Origin of the sequence: Xanthobacter aminoxidans, from assembly GCF_023571765.1 — a bacterium.
GTDB lineage: Bacteria > Pseudomonadota > Alphaproteobacteria > Rhizobiales > Xanthobacteraceae > Xanthobacter > Xanthobacter aminoxidans.
This window is the reverse complement of record NZ_JAMJXC010000015.1, coordinates 1-26,282: the sequence shown is the minus strand read 5'-3', so window position 1 is coordinate 26,282 and position 26,282 is coordinate 1. Positions and strand designations below refer to the sequence as shown.

Below are 26,282 nucleotides of genomic sequence, written 5' to 3'. Positions count from 1 at the left end.
CGTGAACCTTTTGTCAGGCGCTGCGCGCGAACCTCCTCGTTCAGGCGCTGCGCGCGGCTTCGGGCTGGGCGCGGGCCTCGTGGAAGAACAGCGCCTGCGCCACCGTCGCCTTCACCGTCTCGGTGAGGAACGGCTTGGTGATGAGATAGGTGGGCTCCGGCCGCTCGCCGGTGAGGAGGCGGTCGGGGAAGGCGGTGATGAAGATCACCGGCACGTTGAAACTCTCGAGAATCTCCGTCACCGCCTCGATACCGGAGGAGCCGTCGGCAAGCTGGATGTCGGCCAGCACCAAGCCGAAATTGCCGCCCTGCGCCAGCTCCACCGCCTTGGAATGGGTGGGGGCGACGCCGATCACCTCATGTCCCAGTTCGGTGACGAGGGTCTTGAGGTCGAGGGCGATCACCCATTCGTCCTCGATGATGAGGACGCGGGTGGCGAGCTGGCGGTCGATCTCGCGCTGCGCCGCCACCACCTGCGCCTCCACGTCGGAGAGGGTGGTGCCGAGAATGGTCGAGGCCTCGGCGAAGGAGAAGCCCTCCATGGCGGTGAGCAGCAGCGCCACGCGCGAGGAGGGATCCATGGCCTGGAGCCGGGCATCGGCACGCGAGGGCACCTGCCCGCCGGAAGACTGGCGGTTCCAGGTCTCGTGGAACGCCTTGTAGAGCGCGACCCGTGGCGAGACCGCGGGATCGACCGCGACCTTGCCGTCGAGAATCGCCTGCAGCGTGTTCTGCACCAGAAGATCGCCGGCCGCCTGCGATCCCATCAGGGCGCGCGTGTAGCGGCGCAGGAACGGGAGCTGCTTGATAAGCGGATTGGAAGCCATGCGAAAGTTCCCTGCCAAGCTGAACGTGCCAAAGGAGTGATGGCCGCTCTGAGCCACGTTTGTGATTGGCCAAGTTGAAGCCAAAGCCCGGTAACGCTTGCGTGCACGACAAGTTCCACGCGGGTGGAACCGGGCCGGCGCAAAACGCATTATAGTGGCACCCGAGCCCAGCGGGAGCGGCACGGTCGAAACTTGTCTGCGGGCATCCTGCGCGCGGACCGGAACGGAAAGGCAGGCGGCCACATCGACACGAGGTCAAGAGAAAAAGGCCAAGAGACGAGGCCGCGCGTATTCATCGCGTGACCCTCGGGAACGTTCCTCACCGGGAGCGTTCTTCCAGGAGGATGGGACGGGCATCATCGCCAGAGCATGGCGCGCCTCGGCGCGGTATGGGTGAGGTCTCGCGGGGCGGTCTGCCAGCGGCGGACCGGCGACAGGCGCCTGTGTGGAGTTGTTTGGCGGAGCGACGATGGATCTGGAACGGGCGCAGGCCGCCAAGTCCCGCGAAGAAGGTTCCCGTGAAGAGCGTTCGCGCGAAAGCCCGCGTGACGACCTGTCCCGTGGCGGCCCCACGCCGGGGCAGCGGGAACGCGCCTCCCTCTTTCCGCCGTCCACCACCCAGCCGCGCACCCTGTTCGACAGCGTCCGCCGCCGCCTGATCCTCATGGTGCTGCTGGCGCTGGCCCCCATCGCCACCCTCAACATCGTGCAAGGCGTGATGCAGCTTTCCGCCGCCGAGGAGGATGCCCGGCAGAACCTGCTGCGCCATGCGCTGGCCGCCGCCGCCTCCCAGCAGAATGTGATCGCCTCGGCAGAAAACGTGCTCTACGCGCTCCAGAACGTGGAGGAGGTGCGCACCGCGGGCCCGACCTGCCGCGCGACCCTGCGGGGGGCGACCGTCTCCCTGCCCTTCGCCGCCAATATCGGCGTGGTCAATGCCGCCGGGCAGCTCACCTGCTCCGCCTTGCCCACGTCCGACACTGACATGACCGATGACGGCTGGTGGCTTTCGGCGATCCGGCAGCCGGGCTTCAGCCTCTCGGGCCGGGTGCGCAGCACCGCCACCGACCGGGACGTGCTGGTGGGCCTTCTGCCGCTGCGCGATGCCGCCGGCCGGCTCGAAGGCGGCATGGCCTTGGGCATCGAGATCGGCTGGCTCGACAATCTGCTGCGCCAGCAGGTGCCGCCGTCCGAGGGCGTGGTGGCGGTGTTCTCGGCTTCGGGCGAGGAGCTGGTCTCCAATTCCCGCAGTCTCAGCGGCGCGCTGTTCCAGGCCGCACCCTTCGCCGCACCCGACAATGCGCTCAGGGAGAGCACCGACGCCTCCGGCCGACGCTGGACCTATGCCACCACGCCCCTCGGCCGCGAGGGGCTGGTGGTGGCCTATGCCTCCCCGTCCGACCGGCTGTTCGGCTGGACCCTGGTGACGGTGGCCGCGAGCTTCGCCCTACCGGCGCTGGTGATGGTCGCCTCGCTCATCGCCCTGTGGGTGGCGGTGGACCGCATCGTGCTGCGCTGGCTGCTCTATCTGCGGCGGGTAACGGCGGTCTACGCCCAGGGCCATTACGGCTTCCGCCCGACCCGGCTCGATGCCGCGCCGAGCGAATTCCGCATGCTCGGCCACTCGGTGGAGAACATGGCCTATGCGGTGCGCCAGCGCGACGCGCGCCTGCGGGAAAATCTCGCCGAGAAGACCGCGCTGGTGCGCGAGATCCATCACCGCATCAAGAACAGCCTTCAGGTGGTGGTCAGCCTGCTGTCGCTCTATGGCGGCGGGATGGGCAAGGGCGAGGACCGCAAGCGGTTCGACCAGCTGCGCACCCGCGTGAACACCCTCGCCCTCGTCCACCGCATCCTCTACGAGGCCAGCGACGGCTCGCAGGTGCGCCTGCGCGAACTGCTGGGGGAGCTCGCCTCGCTGATCGAGGGCTCCTCCGACAAGAATCTGCGTCTGGTCGTCGAGGCTGAGGAAACGCGGCTGCCCACCGACATGGCGGTCCCCCTCGCTCTCATGGTGGTGGAACTGGTGCTCGGACTGACGCTCCGGCCCGGCAGTACCTCCCTCGGCATGCTCATCCGCGGCACGGTGGACGATGAGCGTCTGCGCCTCGTCCTTTCCGGCACCGCCGACGCGCCGGAGGAGCCCTCCGGCCTCGCCGGGGGCTTTGCGGCCCAACTCGGGGGAACCCTGACCCGCAACCGGTCCGGAGACGCGCTGGTGATCGTCGGGGATTTCCCTTGTCCCGCAATCGCTTCTCCGGATACCGCTGCCCGGTCTCGCCCTAACGGAGCGTGACACCCGACGAAAGCGTGTTTTCGTCGGAACCACAGCCCTGCCTGCTTCGTTACTGCTTAGACCGTCCTGGCCACCCCACCGGCCGGAGGGCGGCCTATTGGCTTCAGTGCGGGCCGTTTTCGCTCCGGTACACAGCGGATCGACCGGCCGGGTGCCGCGACGAGCGGCCGATCGCAGTCGGAGGAACAGGGCAAATGGACAAGGCGCGAACCAAGGGCACCTCCCAGCGCGGCTTTGCGGCGATGGACGCGGAAAAGCAGCGGGCCATCGCGCGCAAGGGCGGCGAGAGCGTCCCGGCTGAGAAGCGCAGCTTCTTCCAGAATCGCACGCTCGCCGCCGAGGCGGGCCGCAAGGGCGGACAGAGCGTCGCCGACGACCAGCGCAGCTTCTCGCGCGACCGTACCCTCGCCTCGCAGGCGGGACAGAAGGGCGGCCAGAAGAGCAGCCAGACGACCGGCACGGGAACGGGCAACGGCGGCGCCTGATCGCGCCGCTCTCGAGGGGGCGGCCGGGGCCCGCCCTCCGCGGCCACATGGCGGGCGGAACCGGAAGCGCAGCAGCAGCGTTAGGCTCAGGTCACGCTTGAAGTCGTCTCCGCCAAGGGACGTCCAGCCGCCGCCCGCCTTGGCGGGAACCGGGCGGACACCGCCGCCACAAAAGTCACGATTGCCGGAAAGAATAGGCTGCCCGATGGATCTGCCCGCGCCGAGCGAAAGGACCCGCCAAGAGATGGACGCCGCCGCCCTGCGCACGCAGGTGCTGGAGTTCCTTCCAGCGGTGCGCGCCTTTGCGCGGTCGCTGACGCGCAACCGCACGGAAGCCGACGACCTGGTCCAGGAGACGCTGCTGAAGGCGCTCTCCAACATGGACAAGTTCGACCCCGGCACCAACCTCCGCGCGTGGCTCTTCACCATCCTGCGCAACACCTATTACACCGAGATCCGCAAGCGTCGGCGCGAGAATGACGGCATGGCCGCGCTCGCCCAGCAGGACACCAATATCGGCCCCAGCCAGGAATGGTCGTCCACCCTCACCTCGCTGAAGGAAGCTCTCGCCCTTCTGCCCGACGACCAGCGCGAGGCGCTGGTGCTGGTGGGCGCGGCGGGCCTCTCCTATGAAGAGGCGGCGGAGGTCTGCGGCTGCGCGCTCGGCACCATCAAGAGCCGCGTCAACCGCGCCCGCGCCAAGCTCCTCGTGCTGATGGGCGCCGAAGCCACCGCCGACGTGGTGGAAGGCGACGCGGTCGCCATGTCCGCCGCGCGAAGCTCGCTCTCCGCATCCTGAGGCCGGGCGCGCGGGCCAGCCGGCCTCTGTGCCGGAGCGTCGGTGCTTGACACGGGCGCCGGGCCGTCGCTTGGTTCGCCCATGACATCTTTCGTCCGGAAGGACGTCGCCTCGAACACAGCCGCCGAGGCGCGGCGCGAGGCGGACGAGCCCCATTCCCCCGTGGTGCGCTTCGGCACCGGTGCCCCGCTCAGGCTCGATGCGGGCGTCGAGCTGAACCACCTGCAGATCGGCTACCAGACCTACGGCGAGCCCAACGCCGCCGGCACCAACGCGGTGCTGGTGTGCCACGCGCTGACCGGCGACCAGCACGCCGCGAGCCTCAATCCCGTCACCGGCAAGCCGGGCTGGTGGGAGACGATGGTGGGGCCGGGGCGGCCGATCGACACCGAGCGCTTCTTCGTCATCTGCGCTAACGTGCTCGGCGGCTGCATGGGCACCACCGGCCCCGCCTCCACCAATCCCGAGACCGGCAGGCCCTACGGCCTCGACATGCCCCTCGTCACCATCCGCGACATGGTGAACGCGCAGGCCATGCTGCTCGACCATCTCGGCATCGAGAAGCTCCTGTGCGTTGCCGGCGGCTCCATGGGCGGCATGCAGGTGCTGCAATGGGCGGCGAGCTATCCCGAGCGGGTGTTCTCGGCCATGCCCATCGCCACCGGCGCGCGCCACTCGGCGCAGAACATCGCCTTCCACGAGGTGGGCCGGCAGGCGGTGATGGCCGATCCCGACTGGCGCGGCGGGCGCTATCTGGCGGAAGGGGTGACGCCCCATCGCGGGCTCGCGGTGGCGCGCATGGCGGCGCACATCACCTACATGTCCGACCAGTCGCTGCACAACAAGTTCGGCCGCCGGCTGCAGAACCGCGAGATGCCCACCTTCGGCTTCGACGCCGATTTCCAGGTGGAGAGCTATCTGCGCCACCAGGGCGAATCGTTCGTGCAGCGGTTCGATCCCAATTCCTATCTCTATGTGACGCGGGCCATGGACTATTTCGACCTCGCGGCCGATTACGGCGGCGTGCTGGCCAACGCCTTCCGGGGCTCGAAGACACGCTTCTGCGTCGCCTCCTTCACCTCGGACTGGCTGTTTCCCACCGAGGATTCCCGCGCCATCGTTCATGCGCTGAACGCTTCGGGCGCCAGCGTCTCCTTCACCGAGATCGAGAGCGACAAGGGCCACGACGCCTTCCTTCTGGAAGAGCCGCAATTGTTCGCCATCGCCCGCGGCTTCCTCGACAGCGCGGCCCGCGCTTTGGGCCTGCCGACCGGGAGGAGCGCGTGAGCATCGCGGTGCGCCAGCCGGTGCTGGATGAAAGTGCCGTGCGCGACCAGGGCGGGCGCGTCGATCTCGTGGTGGTGGCCGAAATGGTCGCCCCCGGCTCCCGCGTGCTCGATGTCGGCTCCGGCGACGGGGCGCTGCTCGAACTCCTCGCCACCACGCGCAATTGCGACGCGCGCGGCATCGAATTGTCCCGCGAGGGCGTCAATGCCGGTGTGGCGCGCGGCCTCGCCATCATCCAGGGCGACGCGGACGTGGACCTCGCCCACTATCCCGACGACGCCTTCGATTACGTCATCCTCTCCCAGACGCTCCAGGCCACCCGCCGGCCGCGCTGGGTGCTGGAGCAGATGCTGCGCATCGGCCGCCGGGCGGTGGTGTCCTTCCCCAATTTCGGCCACTGGCGTTCCCGCCTCGATCTCATGGTCAACGGCCGCATGCCGGTGACGGACAACATGCCCATCGCCTGGTACGAGACCCCCAACATCCACTTCTGCACCATCCGCGACTTCGTGGCCCTGGTGGAGCTGCTGGACGCCCGCATCGAAAAGGCCGTGGCGCTGGACTCATCCGGCCACCGGGTGCGCGTGAACATGCCGTGGTGGGTGTGGAATCTGCTGGGCGAGCAGGCGGTGTTTTTGCTGACGCGGGAGCGGTAGGGCCTTCAGGCAAAGCCGAGGAACAGGGCCAGCGCCCGGGTCACGCGCAGCATGTCCGCGTCGGTCGCCCGGCCGATGGTGGCGCCGATCTTCTCGCTCGGCACCGTGTGCGCCTTGTCCACCATGATCTGGGACGCGAGTCGCAGGCCGTTTCCGCTTGTCGGCTCAAGCCCGATCCGGAACAGCGGAGCTTCGCGTCGTTCGCTGGTGATGGGCAGGACCGTCACCGAGGGATGGCCTTCAAACAGGTCCGATTGGATGATGAGAGCGGGGCGCGGCTTGCCGTAGGCGCCCGGCAAGGCAATGAGGACGATGTCCCCTCGCCTCACTGCCAGCCCGAGTGATCGGCCACAGCCTCGATCTCATTCAGAACATCCCGCTCGGCGGGATCTCCGGCGACCAGGGCCGACTGGCGGCGGCATTCCTCGGCGAAACCGGGCTGGGAGGTGTCGGGCACCCAGAGCCGCAGCGGGCGCAATCCCTTGCGGCGGGCCGCGACACTCGTCGCGGGGGCCGTCCGGGGTTCAGCGCGGTTGATGCGGGCCATGAGCGTCACTCCTTACGGCAACAAATATGGCCCGCCTCCGCCGGCCCCGCAATGCACTCACCCCGCCGGCACGCCGCCCGGCACCAGCACGGGCTCCAGCGCCGGTTCGGCGATGCGGCTGGGGCGGCGGACGGCGACGGGGCGGTAGAGCTGCTTGGTGGCTTCCACCACCAGCACGCCCGAGAAAGGCAGCGACAGGCGCGCGCCGACCCGTTCCCACGCCACCGCCGTATTGAGGAACCAGCGGCTGGGCGGCGCATAGAGCGCCTCGTCCCAGCCCACGGGGGTGAACAGCGCCTCGCGCAGCAGGCTCACCACCTGCCCGCGCGAGAAGGGGCGGCCGTTGCCGAAGGGCGTGGTATCGAGCCGCGCCCATACGCCCCGCCGGTTGGGCACCACCGCCAGAAGCCGCCCGCCCGGCGCCAGCACGCGCCAGACCTCGCGCAGCATCTCGGCGGCGTTGGGCGTCATTTCCAGCGCGTGGACGATCACCACCCGGTCCATGCTGGAGGTGGGGAACGGCAGCAGCGTCTCGTCGGCGAGGGTGGCCAGCGTCGGCGCGGCGGAGGGCCATCGCACCACGCCCTGCGCCGCCGGCATCACCGCGAGGCAGCGCTCGGCCTCCTCGCGGAACACGCCGAGATAGGGCGTGGGATAGCCGAGCCCCAGCACGCGCATGCCCGTCACATTGTCGAAGCGGGCGCGGATGGCGCGGCCGAGCAGGCGACGCGTCATGATTCCCACGGGCTGGGCATAGAAATTGCGCAGGTCGACGACGTCGAGAAACATGCACCCTCGCTGTGGACAGCGGCCGGCCGGCCACACTTCCGCTCGCCCCCTTAATAGAGGATCATGCGCGCCGGGTCCGCAACCCGAGCCGTCAAGCCCGTCCCCTTCCGGAGATCGACACCGTGCCGGCCGACATCCGCCTGATCCCCTGCCTCAGCGACAATTACGCCGTCCTCATCCACGATCCCGTCACCGAAGCGACGGCGGTGGTGGACGTGCCCGAGCCGGGGCCGGTGATGACGGCGCTGGAGAAGGAAGGCTGGACCCTCACCCACATTCTCGTCACCCACCACCATGCCGACCACACTCAGGGCATCACGGCGGTGAAGGCGCGCTACGGCGCCACCGTCGTCGGCCCGAAGTCCGAGGCGGACAAGATCCCCGGCCTCGACGTGGCGGTGGTGGACGGCGATCCCGTCGCCGTCGGCTCGCTGGTGGGCCGCGTGCTGGAGACCCCCGGCCATACCGCCGGCCCGGCCTCGTATTTCTTCGAGGGCGAGAAGCTGCTGTTTGCCGGCGACACACTGTTCACGCTCGGCTGCGGGCGGGCGCTGGAGTGCGATCCGCCGGTGCTGTGGCATTCATTGCAGCGGCTGCGCGCCTTGCCTGAGGACCTCGACGTCTATTCCGGCCATGAATACACGCTGGGCAACGGCCGCTTCGCCCTCTCGGTCGATCCGGACAATGCGGACTTGGCGGCCATGTATGCCAAGGCGCAGGAGCAGCGCGCCAAGGGCGAGCCCACCATGCCCTCGAAGCTCGGCGACGAGCTGAAGGCCAACCCCTTCCTGCGGTCGGACGATCCGGCCATGGCCGAGCGCCTCGGCATGCCCGGCGCGGACCCGGCCGAGGTCTTCACCGCGCTGCGCGAGCGCAAGAACAGCTTCAAGGGCTGAAGGATGGAGACCGGCCTTCAGGCGCTCACCGCGGAGGCGGTGATCGCGCTGCTCGATCTTCAGCCCCATCCCGAGGGCGGGTTCTTCCGCGAGACGTTCCGCGAAAAGGCGGCGGACGGCGGGCGCGGCGCGTCCACGGCCATCTATTTCCTGCTGCGCGCGGGAGAGCGCTCCCACTGGCACAAGGTGGATGCCTCGGAGATCTGGCACTGGCACGCCGGCGCGCCGCTGAAGCTGCGCATCGCGGACGCGGCGGGAAAACGGGATGTGATGCTGGGGCCGGATCTCGCTGCCGGCGAGCGGCCGCAGGGCGTGGTGCCGCCCTTCGCGTGGCAGGCGGCGGAAAGCCTCGGCGCCTGGACGCTGGTCGGCTGCACCGTGGCGCCGGCCTTCGATTTTTCAGGGTTTGAACTCGCCCCGCCCGGATGGGAGCCGGACTAGCCTTTCAGCCCCTCACACCATCGCGCAGAGGGCTTCCATGCGGGCGCACACATCGCCGAGGCTCGGCGGGTTGGTGCCGCTGCCATCCGCCATGAGGAAATCGGCGAGATCGCCGGCTTCTTGCTGGCGCAGGAACTTGACCACGTCCTCGACACTGGACACCCGGGTCTCGGCGTCGCCAATCACGATCCGCAGAGAGGTCGGGGTATTCAGAGGAAGGCTCTGGCCCATAGTCGTCTCCGTTTCGTCGGTCTGGTGCCACCGACGGCGGCACAAGAAATCAGCCGGAGAGTAAACGCGGCCTTATGGCAGCGGTTCCACAGCTCCGCGCGATCGTGAGGCGATTTCCGCTCACGCCCCGTGGGCGATGAGATCCGGCAGGCGCCGCGTGAGGGTGCGCAGCACGCTCTGCGAGCCCTTGGACATGACGTCGAACACGCCGTCATTGGCGGAATCGGTGCCGAAGCCGTCGTGGAAGAAGCGGAAATGGGTGCCGCCGGAGGGCGTGGGCGTCAGCGTCCAGGTCACCACCGTATCGATGTAGTGGCCGAAGCCCTTCAGCTCCTCGTGCCCACCCTTCCAGCTGAAGGACAGTTCCTTCTCGGGGAGGCAGCTCTTCACCTGGCACTGGAATTCGCCGTCCCACCGCTCGATGGGCCGGCCCCAGATGGTGAACTTGTGCCCCTCCAGCGGCTGGATGTCGTTGGGAAAGAACCAGACGGCGAGCCATTCGGAATCGGTGATGGCGCGCCACACGACATCCACTGGCTGATCGAACTCGGCCTCGGAGAGAATGGAGCGGGTTTCGACAACATCCGACATGGGGGCCTCCAAAATCAGTCAATGAAATGCCGGCGCGGGCCTTTGGCTCGCGAAGCAAAAAGCGGACCTTGAGCGCGATCCGATCAGATCGAGGTCGATCTGATCGGTGAATCGCCCTCCAACGTGAAGCTGGAGCACGCGTCCCTCCGTTTGCCCTCCAAACGGAGGGACGCGTGCTTTAGGCGGTTTCCGACACAGGCTCCCGGCCGGCCAGAGCCTCCGCGAAGGCAAGCGCGAAGGCGGCGCAATCGGCTTCCTCAGGGAAAAGGATGTCGGCGCTCCATTCGGTGGTGCGCGTCCCGCCCGGCCACGCGCGCGGGGCGCGATGCCATCGAAGGCCGGGCCAGCGCGGGTTGCGCCGGGTCTCGCCGGAGACGTCGCGCCACGCCGGACGGCCAAGCGCCTGGTTGAGCCACGCCATCACCTCCGGCCCGAAGGCGAGGGCGAAGGCGACGCCATGGCGGATGCTGCGCGGCGGGGCGCGCAGCAGCGTCTGGCCGATCACCGCATAGGCCGGCGGCCCCTCATCCAGCGCCAGCTCGCGCATCACCAGCAGGCGGAAGCCACCTGCGATGGGGATCACCGGCACGGCGGCGATGGCGGTGGGATCGTCGGCGCTCATGCGGCCATCCCCCGCCTTGGCACCGATCCTGCTACGCCGGGCAAAACCCGGATGCGAACGGAGGCGGCGTGACCAAGGCGGACTACATTCCCGAACTGAGCGAGGTGCGCATGGAGCGCCGCGCCCCGGAGGGGCCGTTTCAGCTGGAAACGGAAGATCATGTCTATGTGCATGGATGCCTCCGGCAGGTGGAGGCGGCGTTCGGGCTCGACGCCTTCCCCGGCGTGCCGTTCGACGCCATTTCCGGCCGCGCGCTGATCCACCGCTTCATCGTGTGGTGGCGCACGCTGGAGCCGGAGAATGCGCAACAGGCGGAAGCCCACGCCCAGCTTCCCGGCGCCATCCGCCTGCTCGACACGGTGTCCGCCTTCCTGGAGGAGCGGGCGCGGCGCGGCTGAGCCGGCATCGCTCAGGCCTCCGCTTTCACCCCTTCAACGGCACCCGGCTCAGGCGGGGCGCGATCGGCGGCCTTCAGGGCATCGATGGCGGCGAACAGCGCGAGCCGCCCGTCCGCCTCCGCCGCGTCCGGCGTCTCGCCGACACCGAGGCAACCCGGCACGTCCGCAAAGCTCACGACGAACCCGCCACCCTCCGCCTCCGGGATCGGCGCGACGGCCGAGGGATAGGCGGCGACATCCACCACCGTGCCCGGCGCCACCGTGCGCACGCGCACCGGCGCGGTGCCCTCGTCCATGCGGTCCACCATGGCCACGAACGCCTTCACGTGGGCCGCGCGGATCCTGTTCTTCATGGGCACCGCCACGCAGTTCGGCACGGCGGGATGGGTGAACACCACATGGGTCCCCGTCACCTTCCGGAACTTGATGGCATACTGGGAGGCGATGATCTCCAGATCCGCCGGCCGCCGCTCGTCGCCGGGGCTGGCACGCAAGGCCTCAAGCCTCTTGTTGTGCATGACGCTCAATCCATCAAAGAACGAAAGGGTGGAAAAACCACGGACTGGAAAGGCTTCAGTGTAGGCCTGCCGGGAAAAGCGGCAAGCCGAAATGGTGGGCAGGAGGCTTAGCCAGAGCGCTGGTCCGGGATCCGCCAGTCTCCCGCGATAGGGACGGCACAGCCGGAGCTGCCCGGCGAAAAACTCAAGTCCCTCAAAGGGAGAAGCGCCCACCTCCCTCAGTGCACCCCCTTTTCCTTGCCTCCCCCGCCCGCGCAGGTGTAAGCGTCGATCTTCCCGCCCTTTTTCAGTCTGCTATTGCCCGTGTCCCTCACCGTCTGCACCTGGAACATCAATTCCGTCCGCATCCGCCTCGACATCGTGCGCGCGGCCGTGGAGCGGCTGCAGCCGGATGTGCTGTGTCTGCAGGAGACCAAGTGCCAGGACGACAAGTTTCCCCTGAACGCCATCCGCGACATGGGCTTTCCCCACATCGCGCTCCATGGGCAGAAGGGCTGGCACGGGGTGGCGACGTTCTCGAAGCGGCCGTTCGCGCGCATCGAGAAGGGTGAGTTCTGCGGCAAGGGCGATGCCCGCCACATCGCGGTGACGCTCGACGGCGCGCACGCGCTGGGCAAGCCGCTCACCATCCATAATTTCTACGTGCCAGCGGGCGGCGACGTGCCCGACCCGGAGCTGAACCCCAAGTTCGCCCACAAGCTGGCTTTCCTCGACGAGATCACGGGCTGGGCGCCGCTGAAGCCCCACGCCGGCAAGGGCGACCACGCCATCGTGGTGGGCGACCTCAACATCGCCCCGCTCGAAACCGACGTGTGGAACCACAAGCAGCTGCTCACCGTGGTCAGCCACACCCCGGTCGAGGTGGAGCGGCTCGGCGCGTTCCAGGCGTCCGGCCCGTGGGTGGACGTGATGCGCCGCTTCGTGCCGCCGCAGGAAAAGCTGTTCACCTGGTGGAGCTACCGCTCGCCGGATTATACGGCCAACGACCGCGGCCGCCGCCTGGACCATGTGTGGGCGTCCGAGAGCCTCGCCCCCTCCGCCACCGCCATGACCGTGCTCAAGGAAGCCCGCGGCTGGGAAAAGCCGTCGGACCATGTGCCGGTGGCCATGACCTTCGGCTGAGGGTTCTTCAGGGCTTCGCCGGTGCCGGCGGCGCCTCCGCCGGCGCACCGCCGAGGCCGGGAATGCCGAGGGCGGCGCCGATCTTGCCCTTGGGCACCTTCATCACCTGGGTTCCGGGCGGCAACTGGAACTGCTTTTGGTCCTGCGGTGCGCGGGTGAGGGATGTCGCCTCGAACACCGTCTGCTTCGTGCCCTTGATCTCCACCGCCGTGCGCAGGGCGATGCCATCCGGCGTGATGCAGGCGGTGGTGGGGCCGAGGGCCGATTTCATCTGCGGATCGATTTTCCAGAGGTCGCACGCCTCGCCCGCCACCGTGTCCTCGCCCACCCGGAGGCCGGTGCCGGTGAGGGCGCCGAGCACGTATTCCGGCGGCAGCTCGATCTCCACCGCCATGTTCGGCAAATTGGGGGTGCGCACCAGCATGCTGCGCGCGTTCAGGTCGATGATGCCGACCATGCTTCCGGGAATGTTGGACTTCTGGATCTCCACCCGCATCCGGCCATGGCTGTGGGCGATGTCGATGGTGCCACCGCGCTTGAGGTCGGCTTTCAGGGCAAAATCGGTGGCCGGCAGCGGCACGGGATCGGCGCGGGCGGGAGATACAGACGGCAGGCCGAGGATCAGCACCCCGGCCGCAACGGCGAATGCCGGCACCGAAATACCTGCAACGGCACGGCAGCGGCCGCAGCCGCCTGCTTGGCGCCGGCAATCCTTACCCATGGCCAATTCCTCCGCCCCCGGCCCGTCATAGCAGATGGACATGCCCGTTGGGCAACGGCATGTCCGCGCCGACACGCCTTTCAAAAGGCCTCACGGAATGCCCCGGAAGCACCTCCTGCAACGGTATGGCGTAGGAGACGCGACCCGGAGCGAAGACGCAACCCACCCGCGTGGGCCCGCCGCACGAGACTGGCGAAAACCACGATCAATCAAATATCCGGAGGGTCGGCTGTCGTAATGCCTTCTTGGAGGGGCGCGAGCATCGTCCTTCAATGGACGGGCTGCCGGGCCGGGGCGATTCGCCACAGGCGGATGGCCGGACGGGCGGCCGCGAAATGCGCCGGGAAGAAGCAGCGAGGCCGTGTAGGATGACGCGAAAGGGAGGGCGCGCCAGAATGATGCCGGAAGGGCCATCGCAGCACGGTCGCGAGGCCGAAGGACGCCAGCCGGAGAAGCGCGACACGGAAAAGCCCGCCCGTGCGCCGCGCGCTGCCGATAGGCGTGCGCAGGTTGCCGAAACGCCCGTGCTGACGCCCGCCCCCGCCGCGCCTCTGTCTGCGGCGTCCGGTCTCGCGCCGTCGGGTCTTGCGGCATCCTTGCCCGCGATGTCCCTGCCCGCGGCGACGACCACGGCTGCGCCAGCGCTGACGCCCGACCCCCTGCCAGAGATCGCGGCTGCCCCCACCCCCATGCCGGACCTCACCCCCTCGATTGCCGGCGCGGCGACAGCCTCCCCGCCCGTAGCTGCGGCTCCCGTGCCCGCCCGTCCGTCACCCGCCGCCCCCGTACCGACGCCGGTCGCTGCCCTGCCCCCCGCGCCGAACGGCCGGAACGGGCGGCGAAGCCTCGCACTGGTGGGCGCCGTCGCGGCGGTGGTCATCGGCGGCGCCGCGGCGGGCGCGCTCGATCCGCTGCTGGCCATCCTGATGGCGGCGCTGCTGGTGGCGCTCTGGCTGTCGCTGCGGCCGGCCCCGCCGGCGCCGGTGCCCGTGGTGACGCCTTTGCCGACCGCGCCGCCCCCGGCGCGGGACTCGCAGGCCTGCGCGGTGGTGGCGGCGCTGCCCGAACCGGCGCTGCTGCTCTCGGCCGCCGGCAACATCATCACCGCCAACCAGCGCGTCGCCCTCGCCCTCGGCCCGACGCGGGTGGGCGATCCCCTGTCCTTCGTGGTGCGCGTGCCGGAGGTGCTGGACGCGGTGCGCGCCGCGGCGGCGGACGGCGTGCCCCGGCGGGTGGAGTTCGCCGAGCGCATTCCCCTCGACCGCTGGCTGGAGGCGCATGTGGTGCCGCTCCGGCTGCACGTCTCTCCCGAGCGCGCACCCGACGCCGTGCTGCTCACCTTCCGCGACCTCACCCAGCAGCGCCGCGTGGAGCAGATGCGCGCGGACTTCGTGGCCAATGCCAGCCACGAGCTGCGCACCCCGCTGGCCTCCCTGTCGGGCTTTATCGAGACGCTGCAGGGCCCCGCCCGCAACGACACGCCGGCGCGCGAGCGCTTCCTCGCCATCATGGCGGCGCAGGCGCGGCGCATGTCGCGGCTCATCGACGACCTGCTCTCGCTGTCGCGCATCGAACTGAACGCCCACGTGCAGCCGCAGACCAAGGTGGACCTTGGCGCCATCATCGCCCACGTCTGCGATACCCTCTCCCCCCTCGCCCGCGACCGCGGGGTGGAGCTGGAGCAGGTCCGCGAGACGGCCGACCTGGAAATCCTCGGTGATCGCGACGAACTGATCCGCCTGTTCGAGAATCTGGTGGAGAATGCCCTGAAATACGGCGCCGCCGGCAAGAAGGTGGAAGTGCGCCTCGCCCGCGAGAACGGCACCGCCGTGGTGAGCGTGCGCGACTTCGGCCCCGGCATCTCACCGGAGCACCTGCCCCGCCTCACCGAGCGCTTCTACCGGGTGGACGTGGCGGCCAGCCGTGACCAGGGCGGTACGGGATTGGGGCTCGCCATCGTCAAGCACATCGTGGCCCGCCACCGCGGCCGGCTGGGCGTCGAAAGCGAGCTCGGCAACGGAGCAATCTTCTCAGTGCGGATGGAAGCTTTGCCGAACCCGGAAAAAAACCTATAAAAGGCAAGGGCGTAAGCTGTCATGTCCATGTCACGGACGCGTCATAGAACCTTGGCGCGCCGGGGCTAAGAGTCCTGAGCCCAGTTGCCCCGGCTCCTGCCGGAGCGGCAACCGATTTGGCAAGGAGAGATATCGTGAAGCTCACCACCGCTCTCGGCGTGATCGCCGTAGCTGGCTCGCTGTTTGCCGGCAGCGCCCAGGCTGTCGATTTCACCGGCGCTGGCGCGTCCTTCCCCGCCCCCGTCTACCAGTCCTGGGGCGCCAAGTTCAAAGAGAAGACCGGCGCGACGCTGAACTACCAGTCGATCGGCTCCGGCGGCGGCCAGAACCAGATCATCAACCGCACCGTGGACTTCGGCGCGTCCGACGCGACGGTCCCGGGCGAGAAGCTCGCGGCCAACAACCTGCTGCAGTTCCCGACCGTGATCGGCTCGGTGGTCGCCACCGTCAACCTCGACGGCGTCACCACCAACCAGCTCAAGCTCACCGGCCCGGTGCTCGCCGACATTTATCTCGGCAAGATCACCAAGTGGAACGACAAGGCCATCGCCGACCTGAACCCCGGCGTGACCCTGCCCTCGAACGCCATCGTCCCCGTCTATCGTTCGGATAGCTCGGGCACGACCGCGATCTTCACCTCCTACCTGTCGGCCGTGAGCCCGGACTGGAAGTCCAAGGTCGGCTCGGCGACTTCGGTCCAGTGGCCCACCGGCGCCGGCGCCAAGGGTAACGAGGGCGTCACCGGCACCGTCAAGAACACCAAGGGCGGCATCGGCTACGTCGAGTTCATCTACGCCGCCGCCAACAAGCTGGTCGTGACCCAGCTGCAGAACAAGGCCGGCAAGTTCGTCACCCCCGAGGTCGCCGGCTTCCAGGCCGCCGCCGCCTCCGCCGACTGGAAGGGCGCCAAGGACTTCGCCGCTTCCATGATCGACGCCCCGGCCCCCGAGGCCTGGCCGATCGTCTCCCCCACCTACATCCTGCTGCCGAAGAACCCGACCAACGTCGAGGCTTCGCGCGAAGTGATGAAGTTCTTCGAGTGGGCCTACACCAAGGAAGGCGCGGACATCGCCGAGGGCCTGCACTACATCCCGCTGCCCGCGGCGGTGGTCGAGCAGGTGAAGGCCGCCTTCAAGGCCGAAGTGAAGGGTCCGGACGGCAAGCCCGTCCTCTGATCTGAAGAAGATCGCGCCGCTCTCCCAGGAGGGCGGCGCTTTTCCATCAGGCGACAGGTCCGGTAGCGCACACGCATCGACAAGCCGGGGCAGGGGATAAAATGGACGCGACGGTGGACGGCATGCGGTCTGGCTCGGCAGAGCCCATCAGCAAGGCCAAGGGCACGGGACGGATCGCCGATCCGATCTTCGTCACCCTCCTGTGGGCGAGCGGCATCTTCGTCCTCATCCTGCTCGGCCTCATCATCGCCGAGCTGTTCAAGGGCGGCCTGCCGGCGCTCCAGCACTTCGGGCTCGACTTCATCTGGTCGTCCGCCTGGAACCCGGTCACCGAGAATTTCGGCGCCCTGGTGATGATCTACGGCACGCTGTTCTCCGCCATCATCGCGGTGATCGTGGCGCTGCCGCTCTCCTTCGGCATCGCCTTCTTCCTCACCGAGATCGCGCCGCAGCCGCTGAAGCGGCCCGTCGGCGTCGCGGTGCAGCTTCTGGCCGCCGTGCCCTCCATCATCTACGGCATGTGGGGCTTCTTCGTCGTCGTCCCGCTGATCGCCGCCTATGTGCAGCCCCCGCTGATCGACCTGTTCGGCGACCTGCCGGTCATCGGCGCGCTGTTCGCCGGCCCGCCGCTCGGCTCGGGCATGCTCACCGCCGGCCTCATCCTCGCAGTGATGATCCTGCCCTTCATCACCGCCATGTTCGTGGAGACGCTGGAAAGCGTGCCGCCCATGCTGAAGGAATCGGCCTACGGCATCGGCGCCACCACCTACGAGGTCTACAAGAACGTCTCGGTTCCCTACGGCAAGACCGCCATGGTGGGCGCCATCATGCTCGGCCTCGGCCGCGCGCTGGGCGAGACCATGGCCGTGACCTTCGTCATCGGCAACGCGACGCGCCTGTCCGCCTCCCTGTTCGCTCCGGGCGCGACCATCGCCTCCACCATCGCCAACGAATTCCCCGAGGCCCCGATCGGGTCGCTGAAGCTCACCTCGCTGCTGCAGCTCGGCTTCATCCTGTTCGTGATCTCCTTCATCGTCCTTGCACTGTCCCGGGCGCTCGTGCGCTCGCGGCTCGACTGACCGGGAGCTTCAGAACCATGGCTTCCCTCGCCGCGCGCCGCGCCACCGACCGGGCCGTCAAGGCCATCTCCACCGGCTTCGCCGTCTTCGCCCTGTTCCTTCTCGGCTGGATCCTCTGGACCCTGCTCTCCCGCGGCCTGCCCGCGCTGGGATTGAACGTCTTCACCCAGGTCACCAAGCCGCCGGGCCAGGGCGGCGGCCTGCTGAATGCCATCGTCGGCTCGCTGATCCAGATCGGCATCGCCATGGCCATCGGCGGCCCCATCGGCATCTTCTGTGGCACCTTCCTCGCCGAGAACGGCAAGGGCACCAAGGTCGGCGCCGCCGCCCGCTTCGTGAACGACATCCTGCTGTCGGCGCCGTCCATCCTGGTGGGCCTGTTCATCTACACCCTGCTGGTGGTGCCGCTCGGCGGCTTCTCCGGCTGGGCCGGCTCCATCGCCTTGGCGATCCTGGTGATCCCGGTCATCGTGCGCACCACCGAGGACATGCTGAACCTCGTGCCCGTCGGCCTGCGCGAAGCCGCCTTCGCGCTCGGCGCGCCGCAGTGGAAGGTGGTGATGTTCATCACCTGGCGCGCGGCCCGCGCCGGCATCGTCACCGGCGTGCTTCTGGCCATCGCCCGCGCCGCCGGCGAGACCGCGCCGCTGCTGTTCACCTCGCTCGGCAACAACGCCATGTCGACCGACCTGTCGAAGCCGATGGCGAGCCTGCCCATCGCCATCTACCAGTTCGCCGGCAGCCCGTTCGACGACTGGGTCTCGCTCGCCTGGGCCGGCGCACTGCTCATCACCGTGGGCGTGCTGGTGCTCAACGTGGCGTCCCGCCTCTTCCTGGCGCGGAGCCACTAGCTCCCGCCGCCGCCCTTTCCATTTCCTCCGAAGCAAGGCCAAGGCCCAAGCGAGGACAAAATGACTTCAGCCGTCGATCCCACCTTCAATCTCGCCTCCGCCGTGGGTGCCAAGCCGGACGCGCCGCCGGCCCCCGCCAAGATCAAGGTGGAGAACCTGCAGTTCTACTACGGCAGCAACCATGCGCTGCGGAACATCAACTTCGAGGTTCCCGAGAAGCGCGTGACCGCCATGATCGGCCCGTCGGGCTGCGGCAAGTCCACGCTGCTGCGCGTGTTCAACCGCATGTTCGACCTCTACCCCGGCCAGCGCGCCGAGGGCTCGGTGCTGTTCGACGGCGTGAACATCGTCGGCAAGGAGCTGGACCCCACCATCGTGCGCACCCGCATCGGCATGGTGTTCCAGAAGCCCACGCCGTTCCCCATGTCGATCTATGACAACATCGCGTTCGGCGTGAAGCTGCACGAGAAGCTCTCCAAGGCGCAGATGGACGAGCGCGTGGAATGGTGCCTGCGCAAGGCCGCCATCTGGGACGAGACCAAGGATCGCCTGCACACCTCGGCGCTCGGCATGTCCGGCGGCCAGCAGCAGCGCCTGTGCATCGCCCGCACCATCGCGGTGAAGCCGGAAGTGATCCTGCTCGACGAGCCCACCTCGGCCCTCGACCCGATCTCCACCTCGAAGATCGAGGACCTGATCGACGAGCTGAAGCAGGAATTCACCATCGTCATCGTCACCCACAACATGCAGCAGGCCGCGCGCTGCGCCGACATGACCGCCTTCTTCTATCTGGGCGAGCTGATCGAGATGGCGCCTTCCGACGTGATCTTCACCAATCCGAAGGAGATCAAGACGCGCGACTACATCACCGGCCGCTTCGGCTGACGGATTGAAGGATCACTGAGATGCCGGATCATATCGTCGCCTCCTTCGATCAGGAGTTGAAGGAAATCGGCCGCAAGGTCGTCGAGATGGGCGGACAGGCCGAGCGCCTGGTCGCCGACAGCGTCACCTCGCTCATCCGCCGCGACAGCGCCCTCGCCCAGAAGGTAGTGCTGCTCGACGCGACCGTGGATCAGGTGCAGCGCGAGATCGAGGACCGGGCCATCCTGGTCATCGCCAAGCGCCAGCCTGTGGCCATCGACCTCAGAGAGATCGTCGCGTCCATCCGCATCGCCAACGACCTCGAGCGCATCGGTGACCTCGCCAAGAACGTGGGCAAGCGCGTCATCGCCATCGAGGGCGAGTATCACCCGGCGAAGCTGGTGCGCGGGGTGGAGCACATCTCCGACCTCGTGCTCGAGCAGCTGAAGGAAGTGCTCGACGCCTACGCCGCCCGCAACGAGGCGAAGGCGCTGGAAGTGTGGGGCCGCGACGGCGCCATCGACACCATGTACACGTCCCTGTTCCGCGAACTCCTCACCTACATGATGGAAGACCCGCGCAACATCTCCGTGTGCACGCACCTGCTGTTCTGCGCCAAGAACATCGAGCGCATCGGCGACCATGCGACCAACATCGCGGAAATCGTCTACTACATGGTGACGGGCCAGAACCTGCCGGAGAGCCGCCCCAAGGCGGACGCCTCCAGCGACACCACCCTGCCCTTCCCGGGCCGCACCACCACCGTTCAGAGCTGATCCACCAGACCTGAAGACGGGGCGGAGAGCCCCGATAGTGACGGATAGACCAAAGTGCCGGCGCGTATTCTGATCGTCGAAGACGAAGAGCCGTTGACCCTCCTGCTCCGCTACAATCTGGAGTCGGAGGGTTACGGGGTCGAGAGCGTGGGACGCGGCGACGAGGCCGAGACCCGGCTGCGCGAAAGCGTGCCGGATCTCATCATCCTCGACTGGATGCTGCCCGGCCTCTCCGGCATCGAACTGTGCCGGCGCCTGCGCACCCGGCCGGAGACCGAGCGGCTGCCCGTCATCATGCTCACCGCCCGCGGCGAGGAGACCGAGCGGGTGCGCGGCCTCGCCACCGGCGCGGACGACTATGTGGTGAAGCCCTTCTCGGTGCCCGAGCTGCTCGCCCGCGTGCGCGCCCTGCTGCGCCGGGCCAAGCCCGAGCATGTCGCCACCCTGCTGCGGGCCGGCGACATCGAGCTCGACCGCGAGACCCATCGGGTCCATCGCGCCGGCCGCGAGATCCACCTCGGCCCCACCGAATTCCGCCTGCTGGAATTCCTGATGCAGAGCCCCGGCCGCGTCTTCTCCCGCGAGCAGCTGCTCGACGGCGTGTGGGGTCAGGACGTCTATATCGACGAGCGCACGGTGGACGTGCATGTGGGCCGCCTGCGCAAGGCCATCAACCGCGGCCGCCAGTCCGACCCCATCCGCACCGTGCGCGGCGCCGGCTATTCCTTCAACGAGATGTTCGCCCGCGCGCACTGAGCGTTGCTTCGCTGAGGCGCCACGCGGGCTGTCTTTACGTCGTCTTCGCTCAAACGCCGCGCGGGCTATTTTGGGGGAGGCGCAACCTCCCCCGAGCCATCATCCCCCGGCTCGTCCGGGGGGATCCACCCCGCCACGCGTCGGGCTGCCCGGAAGTATCAGCATCGCTCTGGCCGCGGGGTGGATTGCCCGCACGAGGCGGGCAATGACGGCCGGATGTATGAAACGGGGCAGATCTCCGATGAGACGCAGCCCTCACCCCGTCCGGACCCCCAAAAGCCCCAGCGCCTGCTTGGCCGCGCGCTCGCCGGAGAGCCAGGCGCCGCCGACCGTGCCCCAGAGCGTCTCGTGGGTGTGCTCGCCGGCGAAGACCAGCCGGCCGCCCACCGTCTCGGTGAAGGCGCGGCGCATGTTGCCGAAGCCCGGCAGGGCACAGGAGAAGGCGCCCAGCGCCCACGGCTCCTTGCTCCAGCGGGTGGCGAACACCTTGCCGACGCGCGCAGCGGTGTCGGCGCCGAACTCATGCGTCAGCGCCGCCTTCACGAAGGACGCCGCCGCCTCGGGCGGACTGTCGGCGAGGCCGGCGGCCACGTCGCCACCCACTTCGAGGCTGTAAAGGTCTGTGCCGCCGATGCGGGCGCGCAGCGCATAGGCGCGCGGGCCGTCGGCGCGGAAATAGACCAGCTCGTCGGCGCCGAGATTGCCGGGATTGCGCGGCAGGCGGAAGCCGATGTGGTCGAAGGCGCCCAGCGTGATCTTCTCCACCGCCGTGCGGTAGCGCTGCGGCAAGGACGGGCCGATGCGCAGCTTGCCGGCCGCAATCAGGCTCGGCGGCACGGCGACGATCACCGTGCGCCCGGTCACGCTGCCCTTGTTGGTCTGCACCGAGACGAGGCGCGGGCTGAGATCGATGGAGCGCGCCACCACCTCGAGCCGCACGGTCAGCGGACGGGCGAGCTGCGCCACCAGCGTGCCCACGCCCTGCCGGCAGATGTCCTCGCTCTCGCGCTCGTCGAAGCGGGAGACATCCACGGTGGAGACCTGGTCCAGTTCCTTGGCGCAGTTGAACGGGCCGAGGACGAAGCGGGCGCTCGGCCCCCAGGGTCCAAGATCCGGCAAGGCGCGGGAGGCGGCCATGTCGCGGTTGGCATCGCCGGCGGCGACGATGGCCCGCTCGCCACGGCGGACCGTGGCGATGAAATCCTCGTAATCGGTATCGCCCGCCTCGCGCCCGCCCACATAGAGCCGGCCGCCATCGGGCGCGCGATAGATGTCGAGCCCTTCGGCCCGGCCGAAGGCGGCCATGGGGCGCGCCGCCGGCATGTTGAGCCGCGCCGCGCCGAGGTCGAACGGCACGCCGAACTGGGTGGTGTCCGTCACCGTGCGGCCGCCCACCTGCTTGCCGGCCTCCAGCAGCACATAGGTGCGCCCGGCCTCGGCGATGCGCCGCGCGGCGGCGATGCCGGCCGCGCCCGCGCCGATGATGACGACGTCCGCGTCAGTCTGCTGGCCGAGCGCCCGCGAGGTGGCAAGGCTCATGCCCACGAGCGGCGTGGCCGCCAGGGCAACACCACGGGCGAGCAGCGCGCGGCGGGAAAGAGGGGGGCGATCGGGTTCGGTCACGGCCGGAACGCTACCATGGGGCGTGCAACGGGGCGAGAGGGCGGACCGCCCCGAGGGTAAATGCGCGATACCACGCACTTTCCCGCCGGATCGCCCCCAACCTTCGCAAAATTGTAAGCCGGCATGTGGATAAAGGGGCGCGTGGCCGGCGCGGCTTCGCTCGCGCTCGGGACATGTCGGGGGAGACCCATGAAGGATCCGGTTCAGAAGACCATCGGCTACAGGCTCACCCACACGGCGCGCCTGCAGAAGGCGCTGTCGGCCCGTCTCCTCGCCGGCCTCGGGCTGTTTCCGGGACAGGAATCCGTGCTGAAGCTTTTGTGCGAGGCGGACGGCCGCACCATGGGCGACCTTGCATCCGCGCTGCGGGTGCGCCCGCCCACGGCCTCCAAGACCATCGCCCGCCTCACCACCCAGGGCCTCGTCGAGCGCCGCGCCACCGATGGCGACGGACGGCTCGTGCGGGTCTTCCTCACCGATGCGGGGCGCGAGCGCGGCGCCTCCATCGATCATGTGTGGGACCAGCTGGAGGCCGAGATGGTGGTCGGCCTCGACAGCAAGGAGAAGAAGCGGCTGCGCAAGCTCCTGCGCAAGGTGGAGAAGAACCTTGCCCTGCGCCTCGGCGCCGACGGCGGCCTCGACGATGAAGCCGAACCCGGCGACGAGGACGAGGACGCCTGAGACCCGCGCCAGCCGCCCTCCATCACCGTCACCCAGGCCTGCCCTCGACTTTCCGCCTTGCATCCGGCGCATGGAGCGGTGCGACACTATGCATTGCGCCGGGCTTTTCTCCCGGCCGATCCCGCGCTATGCCTTGTCCGATCGATTTTCAATCGATTAAAAACACACCGGCACAGCCGCCGCGCCAACGGCAGAATCAGGATCGCCGGCCGGATCGGCGACGCACCGGGGGAAACATGTCCAACGCCATCGATCTCAACGACCGCTTCGCCATCGTCACCGGCGGCGCGCAGGGTATCGGCCGCGCCGTGGTCGAGCGCTTCATCGCCTCCGGCGCCCGCGTCGCCATCTTCGATCGCGACACCGACCTCGTGGTGAAGACCGCGGACGAACTGGGCCGCGCCCGCGTGATGCCCGTGACCGTGGACGTGAGCCGCCTCGCCGACGTGGAACGGGCCGTGGCCGAGGTGCATGCCGAATTCGGCCGCATCGACATCCTCGTCAACAATGCCGGTGTCGCGGGCGCGAACCACAAGACGTGGGACTACCCGGAAGAGGAATGGAAGAAGGTGATGGCCATCAATCTCGACGGCCCCTTCTTCTGCTGCCGGGCGGTCGCGCCGCACATGATCGCGCAGAAATACGGGCGCATCGTCAATGTGGCCTCCATCGCCGGCAAGGAGGGCAATCCCAACGCCTCCGCCTATTCGGCCTCGAAGGCGGGGGTGATCGCGCTCACCAAATCGCTGGGCAAGGAACTGGCCGAGTACGACATCGCCGTGAACTGCGTGACGCCCGCCGCTGCGCGCACCGCCATCTTCGACCAGATGAGCCAGCAGCACATCGACTATATGCTCTCGAAGATTCCGCGCGGGCGATTCGTGCAGGTGGACGAAGTGGCGGCGACCATCGCCTTTGCCGCCTCGGCCGACTGCTCCTTCACCACGGGCGCGGTGTTCGATCTTTCCGGCGGCCGCGCCACCTACTGAGGACCGCCATGCGCGCGCCGGGAGACAGAGACGTCACGCCGGCCCCGGCGCCGCTGGTCGGCATCGCGCTCATGTGCCTCGCGGTGATGAGCTTCGCGCTGACCGACACCACGGCCAAATGGCTGAGCGCCCATATCAACGTATTGATCGTGGTGTGGGCGCGCTATGTGATCCACTTCGCCTTGTCGCTGCTGGTGTTCAATCCCTGGACCGTGCCGGGGCTGATGCGCACCAAGCGGCCGGGACTGCAGATCGTCCGCTCGGCGCTGCTCTTCGCCACCACGGCGCTCAATTTCACGGCCCTCCAGTTCCTGCAGCTGGACCAGACCGTCTCCATCATGTTCTCCATCCCCTTCTTCGTCGCCCTGTTCGCGGGGCCGCTGCTGGGCGAGCGGGTGGGGCTGGAGCGCTGGCTCGCCATCATCGTGGGATTTGCCGGCATCCTGCTGGTGGTGCGGCCGGGGGCCGGCGGCATCCATCCCGCCGCGATCCTCTCGCTGGTGGCGGCAGCCACCTACGCGCTTTATTCCATCACCACCCGCATGCTGGCGCGCACGGATGCCAGCAAGACGACGCTGTTCTACACCGCGCTGGTCGGCTCGGTGGTCGCCAGCATTCCCCTGCCCTTCGTGTGGGAAACGCCCCGCGACCCTGTGGTGATCGGCGCCATGATTGGCCTCGGCGCGGTGGCCGGCGCGGGGCATTTCGTGCTCATCCTCGCCCATGCCCGCGCGCCTGCGGCGACGCTCGCGCCCTACATCTACACGCAGATCCTGAGCATGATCGCGCTGGGCTGGCTGGTGTTCGGCCAGGTGCCGAGCCTGTGGACGCTGGCGGGTGCCGCCATCGTCATCGCCTCGGGTGCTTATCTTCTCGTGCGCGACGCGCAGATGCGCCCGCACTGAGCGCAAAGGGCGAAAGCCTTCTCGGTTTCGCCAGATTGCAGCCTATGCTGGGCATTGTTCTTCCTCAGCCCGCAGGATCATCATGAGCGCCGCCCGTCTTCTCGTCGTCGAAGGAAACACCGCAGAGGCCCGCGCCCGGCAGGTGGCTTTCGGTGGACAGGTGGCGAGCGAGGGCTATGCCCAGCTCCTGCGCGAGCTGTTCCCCGGCACGGTGACCGTGGACATCTGCTATCCCGCCGATGCCGGAGCGAACCTGCCCGATGCCGGCGGCCTCGAGGGCTATGATGGCATCGCCATCACCGGCTCCTCGCTCAACATCTACACGGGCGGGCCGGAGATCACCCAGCAGATCGACCTCATGCGCACCGCCTTCACGACGGATGTGCCGGTCTTCGGCAGCTGCTGGGGACTGCAATTGCTCACGGTCGCGGCGGGCGGGTCCGTACGGCGCAATCCGCGCGGGCGGGAGGTGGGTTTCGGTCGGCGCATCCGCATGACGGCCGAGGGCGCCGAGCACCCCATGTTCGACGGCAAGCCCGCCGTGTTCGAGGCGATGACCGTGCATCTCGACGAGGTGGAGACGCTGCCCGAGGGCGCCCGGCTCCTCGCGAGCAACGACCATTCGGTGGTGCAGGCGGCGGAGATTCCCGTCGGGCGCACGGTGTGCTGGGGGGTTCAGTACCACCCCGAATACCCCTTCCGCGAAATGGCCGCCATCTTCCGCCGGCTCCAGCCCTCGCTGGTGGCGGAGGGCTTCTTCCCGGACGAAGAGGAAGAGGCCGCGTTCATTGCCGACCTCGAGCATTTCGAGCGCGAGCCCGCCAACTCCGCGCTCGCCTGGCGCTACGGGATCGACGGCGCCGTGGTCCGCAAGGATATCCGCACCCTCGAAATCGCCAACTGGATCACCCGCCAGGTGCTCCCCGGCCGGGCGCGCCGCAGCCGGGGCTGAGGCGAGGGGCGTCTGCGCTGCGGCGCCGGCGCCTGATCGCGGCCATCGATCATCCCGACAAGCCCAAGTATCAAACCGCAATCGAATCAGGATCGTCGAATAGCGCTCCCACGCGCCACCCGTGAAGGGGCACGGGCGCCGAGAGCTGCTGTATGGGATGGCTTCGGCCTTGGCCGTGAGTCAGGAGACGTCGAGTCCACATGCCATCGACTTGCGAGACAAAGACTATCGTCGGGCGCTGATTTCGGATCTTGATCTTGCGTGCAAACACAAAAACCCCCGTCAGGGGAGCTGACGGGGGTTTTTGAGATAGTGATAGGGCATATTGCAC

At 68.5% G+C, this 26,282-nt stretch carries 30 protein-coding genes; 20 read left to right on the top strand and 10 right to left on the bottom strand.

Annotated features, from left to right (window positions below; all coding sequences use genetic code 11):
- Nucleotides 1-40: 40 nt before the first annotated feature.
- Nucleotides 41-826, bottom strand: coding sequence for a response regulator (locus tag EJ105_RS19970; protein WP_250167721.1), 786 nt, complete (start codon nucleotides 824-826; stop codon nucleotides 41-43).
- Between the two features lie 469 nt (nucleotides 827-1,295).
- On the opposite strand from EJ105_RS19970, the gene EJ105_RS19965 reads away from it, so the two are divergent.
- The 5 genes from EJ105_RS19965 (at nucleotide 1,296) to metW (ending at nucleotide 6,349) form a co-directional block, all read left to right on the top strand.
- A complete protein-coding gene (locus tag EJ105_RS19965; RefSeq protein WP_029556407.1) occupies nucleotides 1,296-3,122 on the top strand; it encodes a sensor histidine kinase in 1,827 nt (608 codons plus the stop codon).
- A gap of 194 nt (nucleotides 3,123-3,316) precedes the next feature.
- The gene (locus EJ105_RS19960) at nucleotides 3,317-3,607 is read left to right on the top strand and encodes a con-10 family general stress protein (RefSeq protein ID WP_038192852.1); all 291 of its coding nucleotides are present in this window, start codon (nucleotides 3,317-3,319) and stop codon (nucleotides 3,605-3,607) included.
- A gap of 244 nt (nucleotides 3,608-3,851) precedes the next feature.
- Nucleotides 3,852-4,406, top strand: coding sequence for a sigma-70 family RNA polymerase sigma factor (locus tag EJ105_RS19955; protein ID WP_029556405.1), 555 nt, complete (start codon nucleotides 3,852-3,854; stop codon nucleotides 4,404-4,406).
- Between the two features lie 81 nt (nucleotides 4,407-4,487).
- Nucleotides 4,488-5,693, top strand: coding sequence for a homoserine O-acetyltransferase MetX (gene metX, locus EJ105_RS19950; protein WP_029556404.1), 1,206 nt, complete (start codon nucleotides 4,488-4,490; stop codon nucleotides 5,691-5,693).
- A 2-nt stretch (nucleotides 5,694-5,695) separates the two neighbouring features.
- Nucleotides 5,696-6,349, top strand: a complete 654-nt coding sequence (gene metW / locus EJ105_RS19945; protein WP_250167789.1) for a methionine biosynthesis protein MetW — start codon at nucleotides 5,696-5,698, stop codon at nucleotides 6,347-6,349.
- 5 nt (nucleotides 6,350-6,354) lie between these two features.
- Here metW and EJ105_RS19940 read toward each other — a convergent pair whose 3' ends face one another.
- From EJ105_RS19940 to EJ105_RS19930, 3 genes are read right to left on the bottom strand one after another with little or no spacing between them, the layout of a single operon-like run.
- On the bottom strand, nucleotides 6,355-6,678 hold the full coding sequence (locus EJ105_RS19940) for a type II toxin-antitoxin system PemK/MazF family toxin (protein WP_250167720.1): 324 nt from the start codon (nucleotides 6,676-6,678) through the stop codon (nucleotides 6,355-6,357).
- Entirely contained in the window at nucleotides 6,675-6,896 is a 222-nt protein-coding gene (locus EJ105_RS19935) for an antitoxin MazE family protein (RefSeq protein ID WP_250167719.1), read from the bottom strand. Before EJ105_RS19935 ends, EJ105_RS19940 begins: the two co-directional genes overlap by 4 nt.
- A gap of 57 nt (nucleotides 6,897-6,953) precedes the next feature.
- Entirely contained in the window at nucleotides 6,954-7,685 is a 732-nt protein-coding gene (locus EJ105_RS19930) for a class I SAM-dependent methyltransferase (protein ID WP_250167718.1), read from the bottom strand.
- A gap of 122 nt (nucleotides 7,686-7,807) precedes the next feature.
- Here EJ105_RS19930 and gloB point away from each other — a divergent pair, with 122 nt between their 5' ends.
- The gene (gene gloB / locus EJ105_RS19925; protein ID WP_250167717.1) at nucleotides 7,808-8,581 is read left to right on the top strand and encodes a hydroxyacylglutathione hydrolase; all 774 of its coding nucleotides are present in this window, start codon (nucleotides 7,808-7,810) and stop codon (nucleotides 8,579-8,581) included.
- 3 nt (nucleotides 8,582-8,584) lie between these two features.
- Nucleotides 8,585-9,022 (top strand): cupin domain-containing protein, encoded by a 438-nt coding sequence (locus EJ105_RS19920; RefSeq protein WP_250167716.1) that lies wholly within the window; start codon nucleotides 8,585-8,587, stop codon nucleotides 9,020-9,022.
- Nucleotides 9,023-9,034: 12 nt separating this feature from the next.
- Here the strand turns inward: EJ105_RS19920 and EJ105_RS19915 are convergent, their stop codons facing one another.
- From EJ105_RS19915 to EJ105_RS19905, 3 genes are all read right to left on the bottom strand, one after another.
- On the bottom strand, nucleotides 9,035-9,253 hold the full coding sequence (locus EJ105_RS19915; protein WP_237354836.1) for a hypothetical protein: 219 nt from the start codon (nucleotides 9,251-9,253) through the stop codon (nucleotides 9,035-9,037).
- A 120-nt stretch (nucleotides 9,254-9,373) separates the two neighbouring features.
- Nucleotides 9,374-9,844 (bottom strand): SRPBCC family protein, encoded by a 471-nt coding sequence (locus EJ105_RS19910; RefSeq protein ID WP_250167715.1) that lies wholly within the window; start codon nucleotides 9,842-9,844, stop codon nucleotides 9,374-9,376.
- 178 nt (nucleotides 9,845-10,022) lie between these two features.
- On the bottom strand, nucleotides 10,023-10,466 hold the full coding sequence (locus EJ105_RS19905; protein WP_250167714.1) for a hypothetical protein: 444 nt from the start codon (nucleotides 10,464-10,466) through the stop codon (nucleotides 10,023-10,025).
- Between the two features lie 68 nt (nucleotides 10,467-10,534).
- On the opposite strand from EJ105_RS19905, the gene EJ105_RS19900 reads away from it, so the two are divergent.
- Nucleotides 10,535-10,864 (top strand): hypothetical protein, encoded by a 330-nt coding sequence (locus EJ105_RS19900; RefSeq protein WP_250167713.1) that lies wholly within the window; start codon nucleotides 10,535-10,537, stop codon nucleotides 10,862-10,864.
- An 11-nt stretch (nucleotides 10,865-10,875) separates the two neighbouring features.
- Here EJ105_RS19900 and EJ105_RS28020 read toward each other — a convergent pair whose 3' ends face one another.
- The gene (locus tag EJ105_RS28020) at nucleotides 10,876-11,382 is read right to left on the bottom strand and encodes a type II toxin-antitoxin system HicB family antitoxin (protein WP_347881333.1); all 507 of its coding nucleotides are present in this window, start codon (nucleotides 11,380-11,382) and stop codon (nucleotides 10,876-10,878) included.
- Between the two features lie 303 nt (nucleotides 11,383-11,685).
- Here EJ105_RS28020 and EJ105_RS19890 point away from each other — a divergent pair, with 303 nt between their 5' ends.
- Entirely contained in the window at nucleotides 11,686-12,504 is an 819-nt protein-coding gene (locus EJ105_RS19890; protein ID WP_250167712.1) for an exodeoxyribonuclease III, read from the top strand.
- A 7-nt stretch (nucleotides 12,505-12,511) separates the two neighbouring features.
- Here the strand turns inward: EJ105_RS19890 and EJ105_RS19885 are convergent, their stop codons facing one another.
- Nucleotides 12,512-13,225: a hypothetical protein gene (locus tag EJ105_RS19885; RefSeq protein WP_250167711.1), complete on the bottom strand. Its 714-nt coding sequence runs from the start codon at nucleotides 13,223-13,225 to the stop codon at nucleotides 12,512-12,514.
- Nucleotides 13,226-13,830: 605 nt separating this feature from the next.
- Here EJ105_RS19885 and EJ105_RS19880 point away from each other — a divergent pair.
- The 7 genes from EJ105_RS19880 to phoB all read left to right on the top strand — a co-directional run bounded on the left by EJ105_RS19880 (nucleotide 13,831) and on the right by phoB (nucleotide 20,801).
- Nucleotides 13,831-15,300 carry an ATP-binding protein gene (locus tag EJ105_RS19880; RefSeq protein ID WP_250167710.1) on the top strand — a complete coding sequence of 490 codons (1,470 nt, stop codon included), beginning with the start codon at nucleotides 13,831-13,833 and terminating at the stop codon, nucleotides 15,298-15,300.
- Between the two features lie 134 nt (nucleotides 15,301-15,434).
- Nucleotides 15,435-16,475, top strand: a complete 1,041-nt coding sequence (gene pstS, locus EJ105_RS19875; RefSeq protein ID WP_024281350.1) for a phosphate ABC transporter substrate-binding protein PstS — start codon at nucleotides 15,435-15,437, stop codon at nucleotides 16,473-16,475.
- Between the two features lie 101 nt (nucleotides 16,476-16,576).
- Nucleotides 16,577-17,554 (top strand): phosphate ABC transporter permease subunit PstC, encoded by a 978-nt coding sequence (gene pstC, locus EJ105_RS19870; protein WP_024281351.1) that lies wholly within the window; start codon nucleotides 16,577-16,579, stop codon nucleotides 17,552-17,554.
- A gap of 17 nt (nucleotides 17,555-17,571) precedes the next feature.
- Nucleotides 17,572-18,405, top strand: a complete 834-nt coding sequence (gene pstA / locus EJ105_RS19865; protein ID WP_051460693.1) for a phosphate ABC transporter permease PstA — start codon at nucleotides 17,572-17,574, stop codon at nucleotides 18,403-18,405.
- Nucleotides 18,406-18,465: 60 nt separating this feature from the next.
- On the top strand, nucleotides 18,466-19,290 hold the full coding sequence (gene pstB / locus EJ105_RS19860) for a phosphate ABC transporter ATP-binding protein PstB (RefSeq protein ID WP_024281352.1): 825 nt from the start codon (nucleotides 18,466-18,468) through the stop codon (nucleotides 19,288-19,290).
- 20 nt (nucleotides 19,291-19,310) lie between these two features.
- Nucleotides 19,311-20,045 carry a phosphate signaling complex protein PhoU gene (phoU, locus tag EJ105_RS19855; protein ID WP_029556394.1) on the top strand — a complete coding sequence of 245 codons (735 nt, stop codon included), beginning with the start codon at nucleotides 19,311-19,313 and terminating at the stop codon, nucleotides 20,043-20,045.
- A 54-nt stretch (nucleotides 20,046-20,099) separates the two neighbouring features.
- Nucleotides 20,100-20,801, top strand: coding sequence for a phosphate regulon transcriptional regulator PhoB (phoB, locus tag EJ105_RS19850; RefSeq protein ID WP_024281354.1), 702 nt, complete (start codon nucleotides 20,100-20,102; stop codon nucleotides 20,799-20,801).
- Nucleotides 20,802-21,056: 255 nt separating this feature from the next.
- On the opposite strand, the gene EJ105_RS19845 is transcribed toward phoB, so the two are convergent.
- Complete coding sequence (locus tag EJ105_RS19845) at nucleotides 21,057-22,424, bottom strand: flavin monoamine oxidase family protein (protein ID WP_250167709.1); 1,368 nt, start codon at nucleotides 22,422-22,424, stop codon at nucleotides 21,057-21,059.
- A 189-nt stretch (nucleotides 22,425-22,613) separates the two neighbouring features.
- Here EJ105_RS19845 and EJ105_RS19840 point away from each other — a divergent pair, with 189 nt between their 5' ends.
- From EJ105_RS19840 to EJ105_RS19825, 4 genes are all read left to right on the top strand, one after another.
- Nucleotides 22,614-23,105 carry a MarR family winged helix-turn-helix transcriptional regulator gene (locus EJ105_RS19840; protein WP_024281356.1) on the top strand — a complete coding sequence of 164 codons (492 nt, stop codon included), beginning with the start codon at nucleotides 22,614-22,616 and terminating at the stop codon, nucleotides 23,103-23,105.
- A 236-nt stretch (nucleotides 23,106-23,341) separates the two neighbouring features.
- Nucleotides 23,342-24,094, top strand: coding sequence for an SDR family NAD(P)-dependent oxidoreductase (locus EJ105_RS19835; protein ID WP_250167708.1), 753 nt, complete (start codon nucleotides 23,342-23,344; stop codon nucleotides 24,092-24,094).
- Nucleotides 24,095-24,102: 8 nt separating this feature from the next.
- Complete coding sequence (locus EJ105_RS19830; RefSeq protein WP_250167707.1) at nucleotides 24,103-24,999, top strand: DMT family transporter; 897 nt, start codon at nucleotides 24,103-24,105, stop codon at nucleotides 24,997-24,999.
- Between the two features lie 82 nt (nucleotides 25,000-25,081).
- Entirely contained in the window at nucleotides 25,082-25,951 is an 870-nt protein-coding gene (locus EJ105_RS19825; RefSeq protein ID WP_250167706.1) for a type 1 glutamine amidotransferase, read from the top strand.
- Nucleotides 25,952-26,282: the final 331 nt, after the last annotated feature.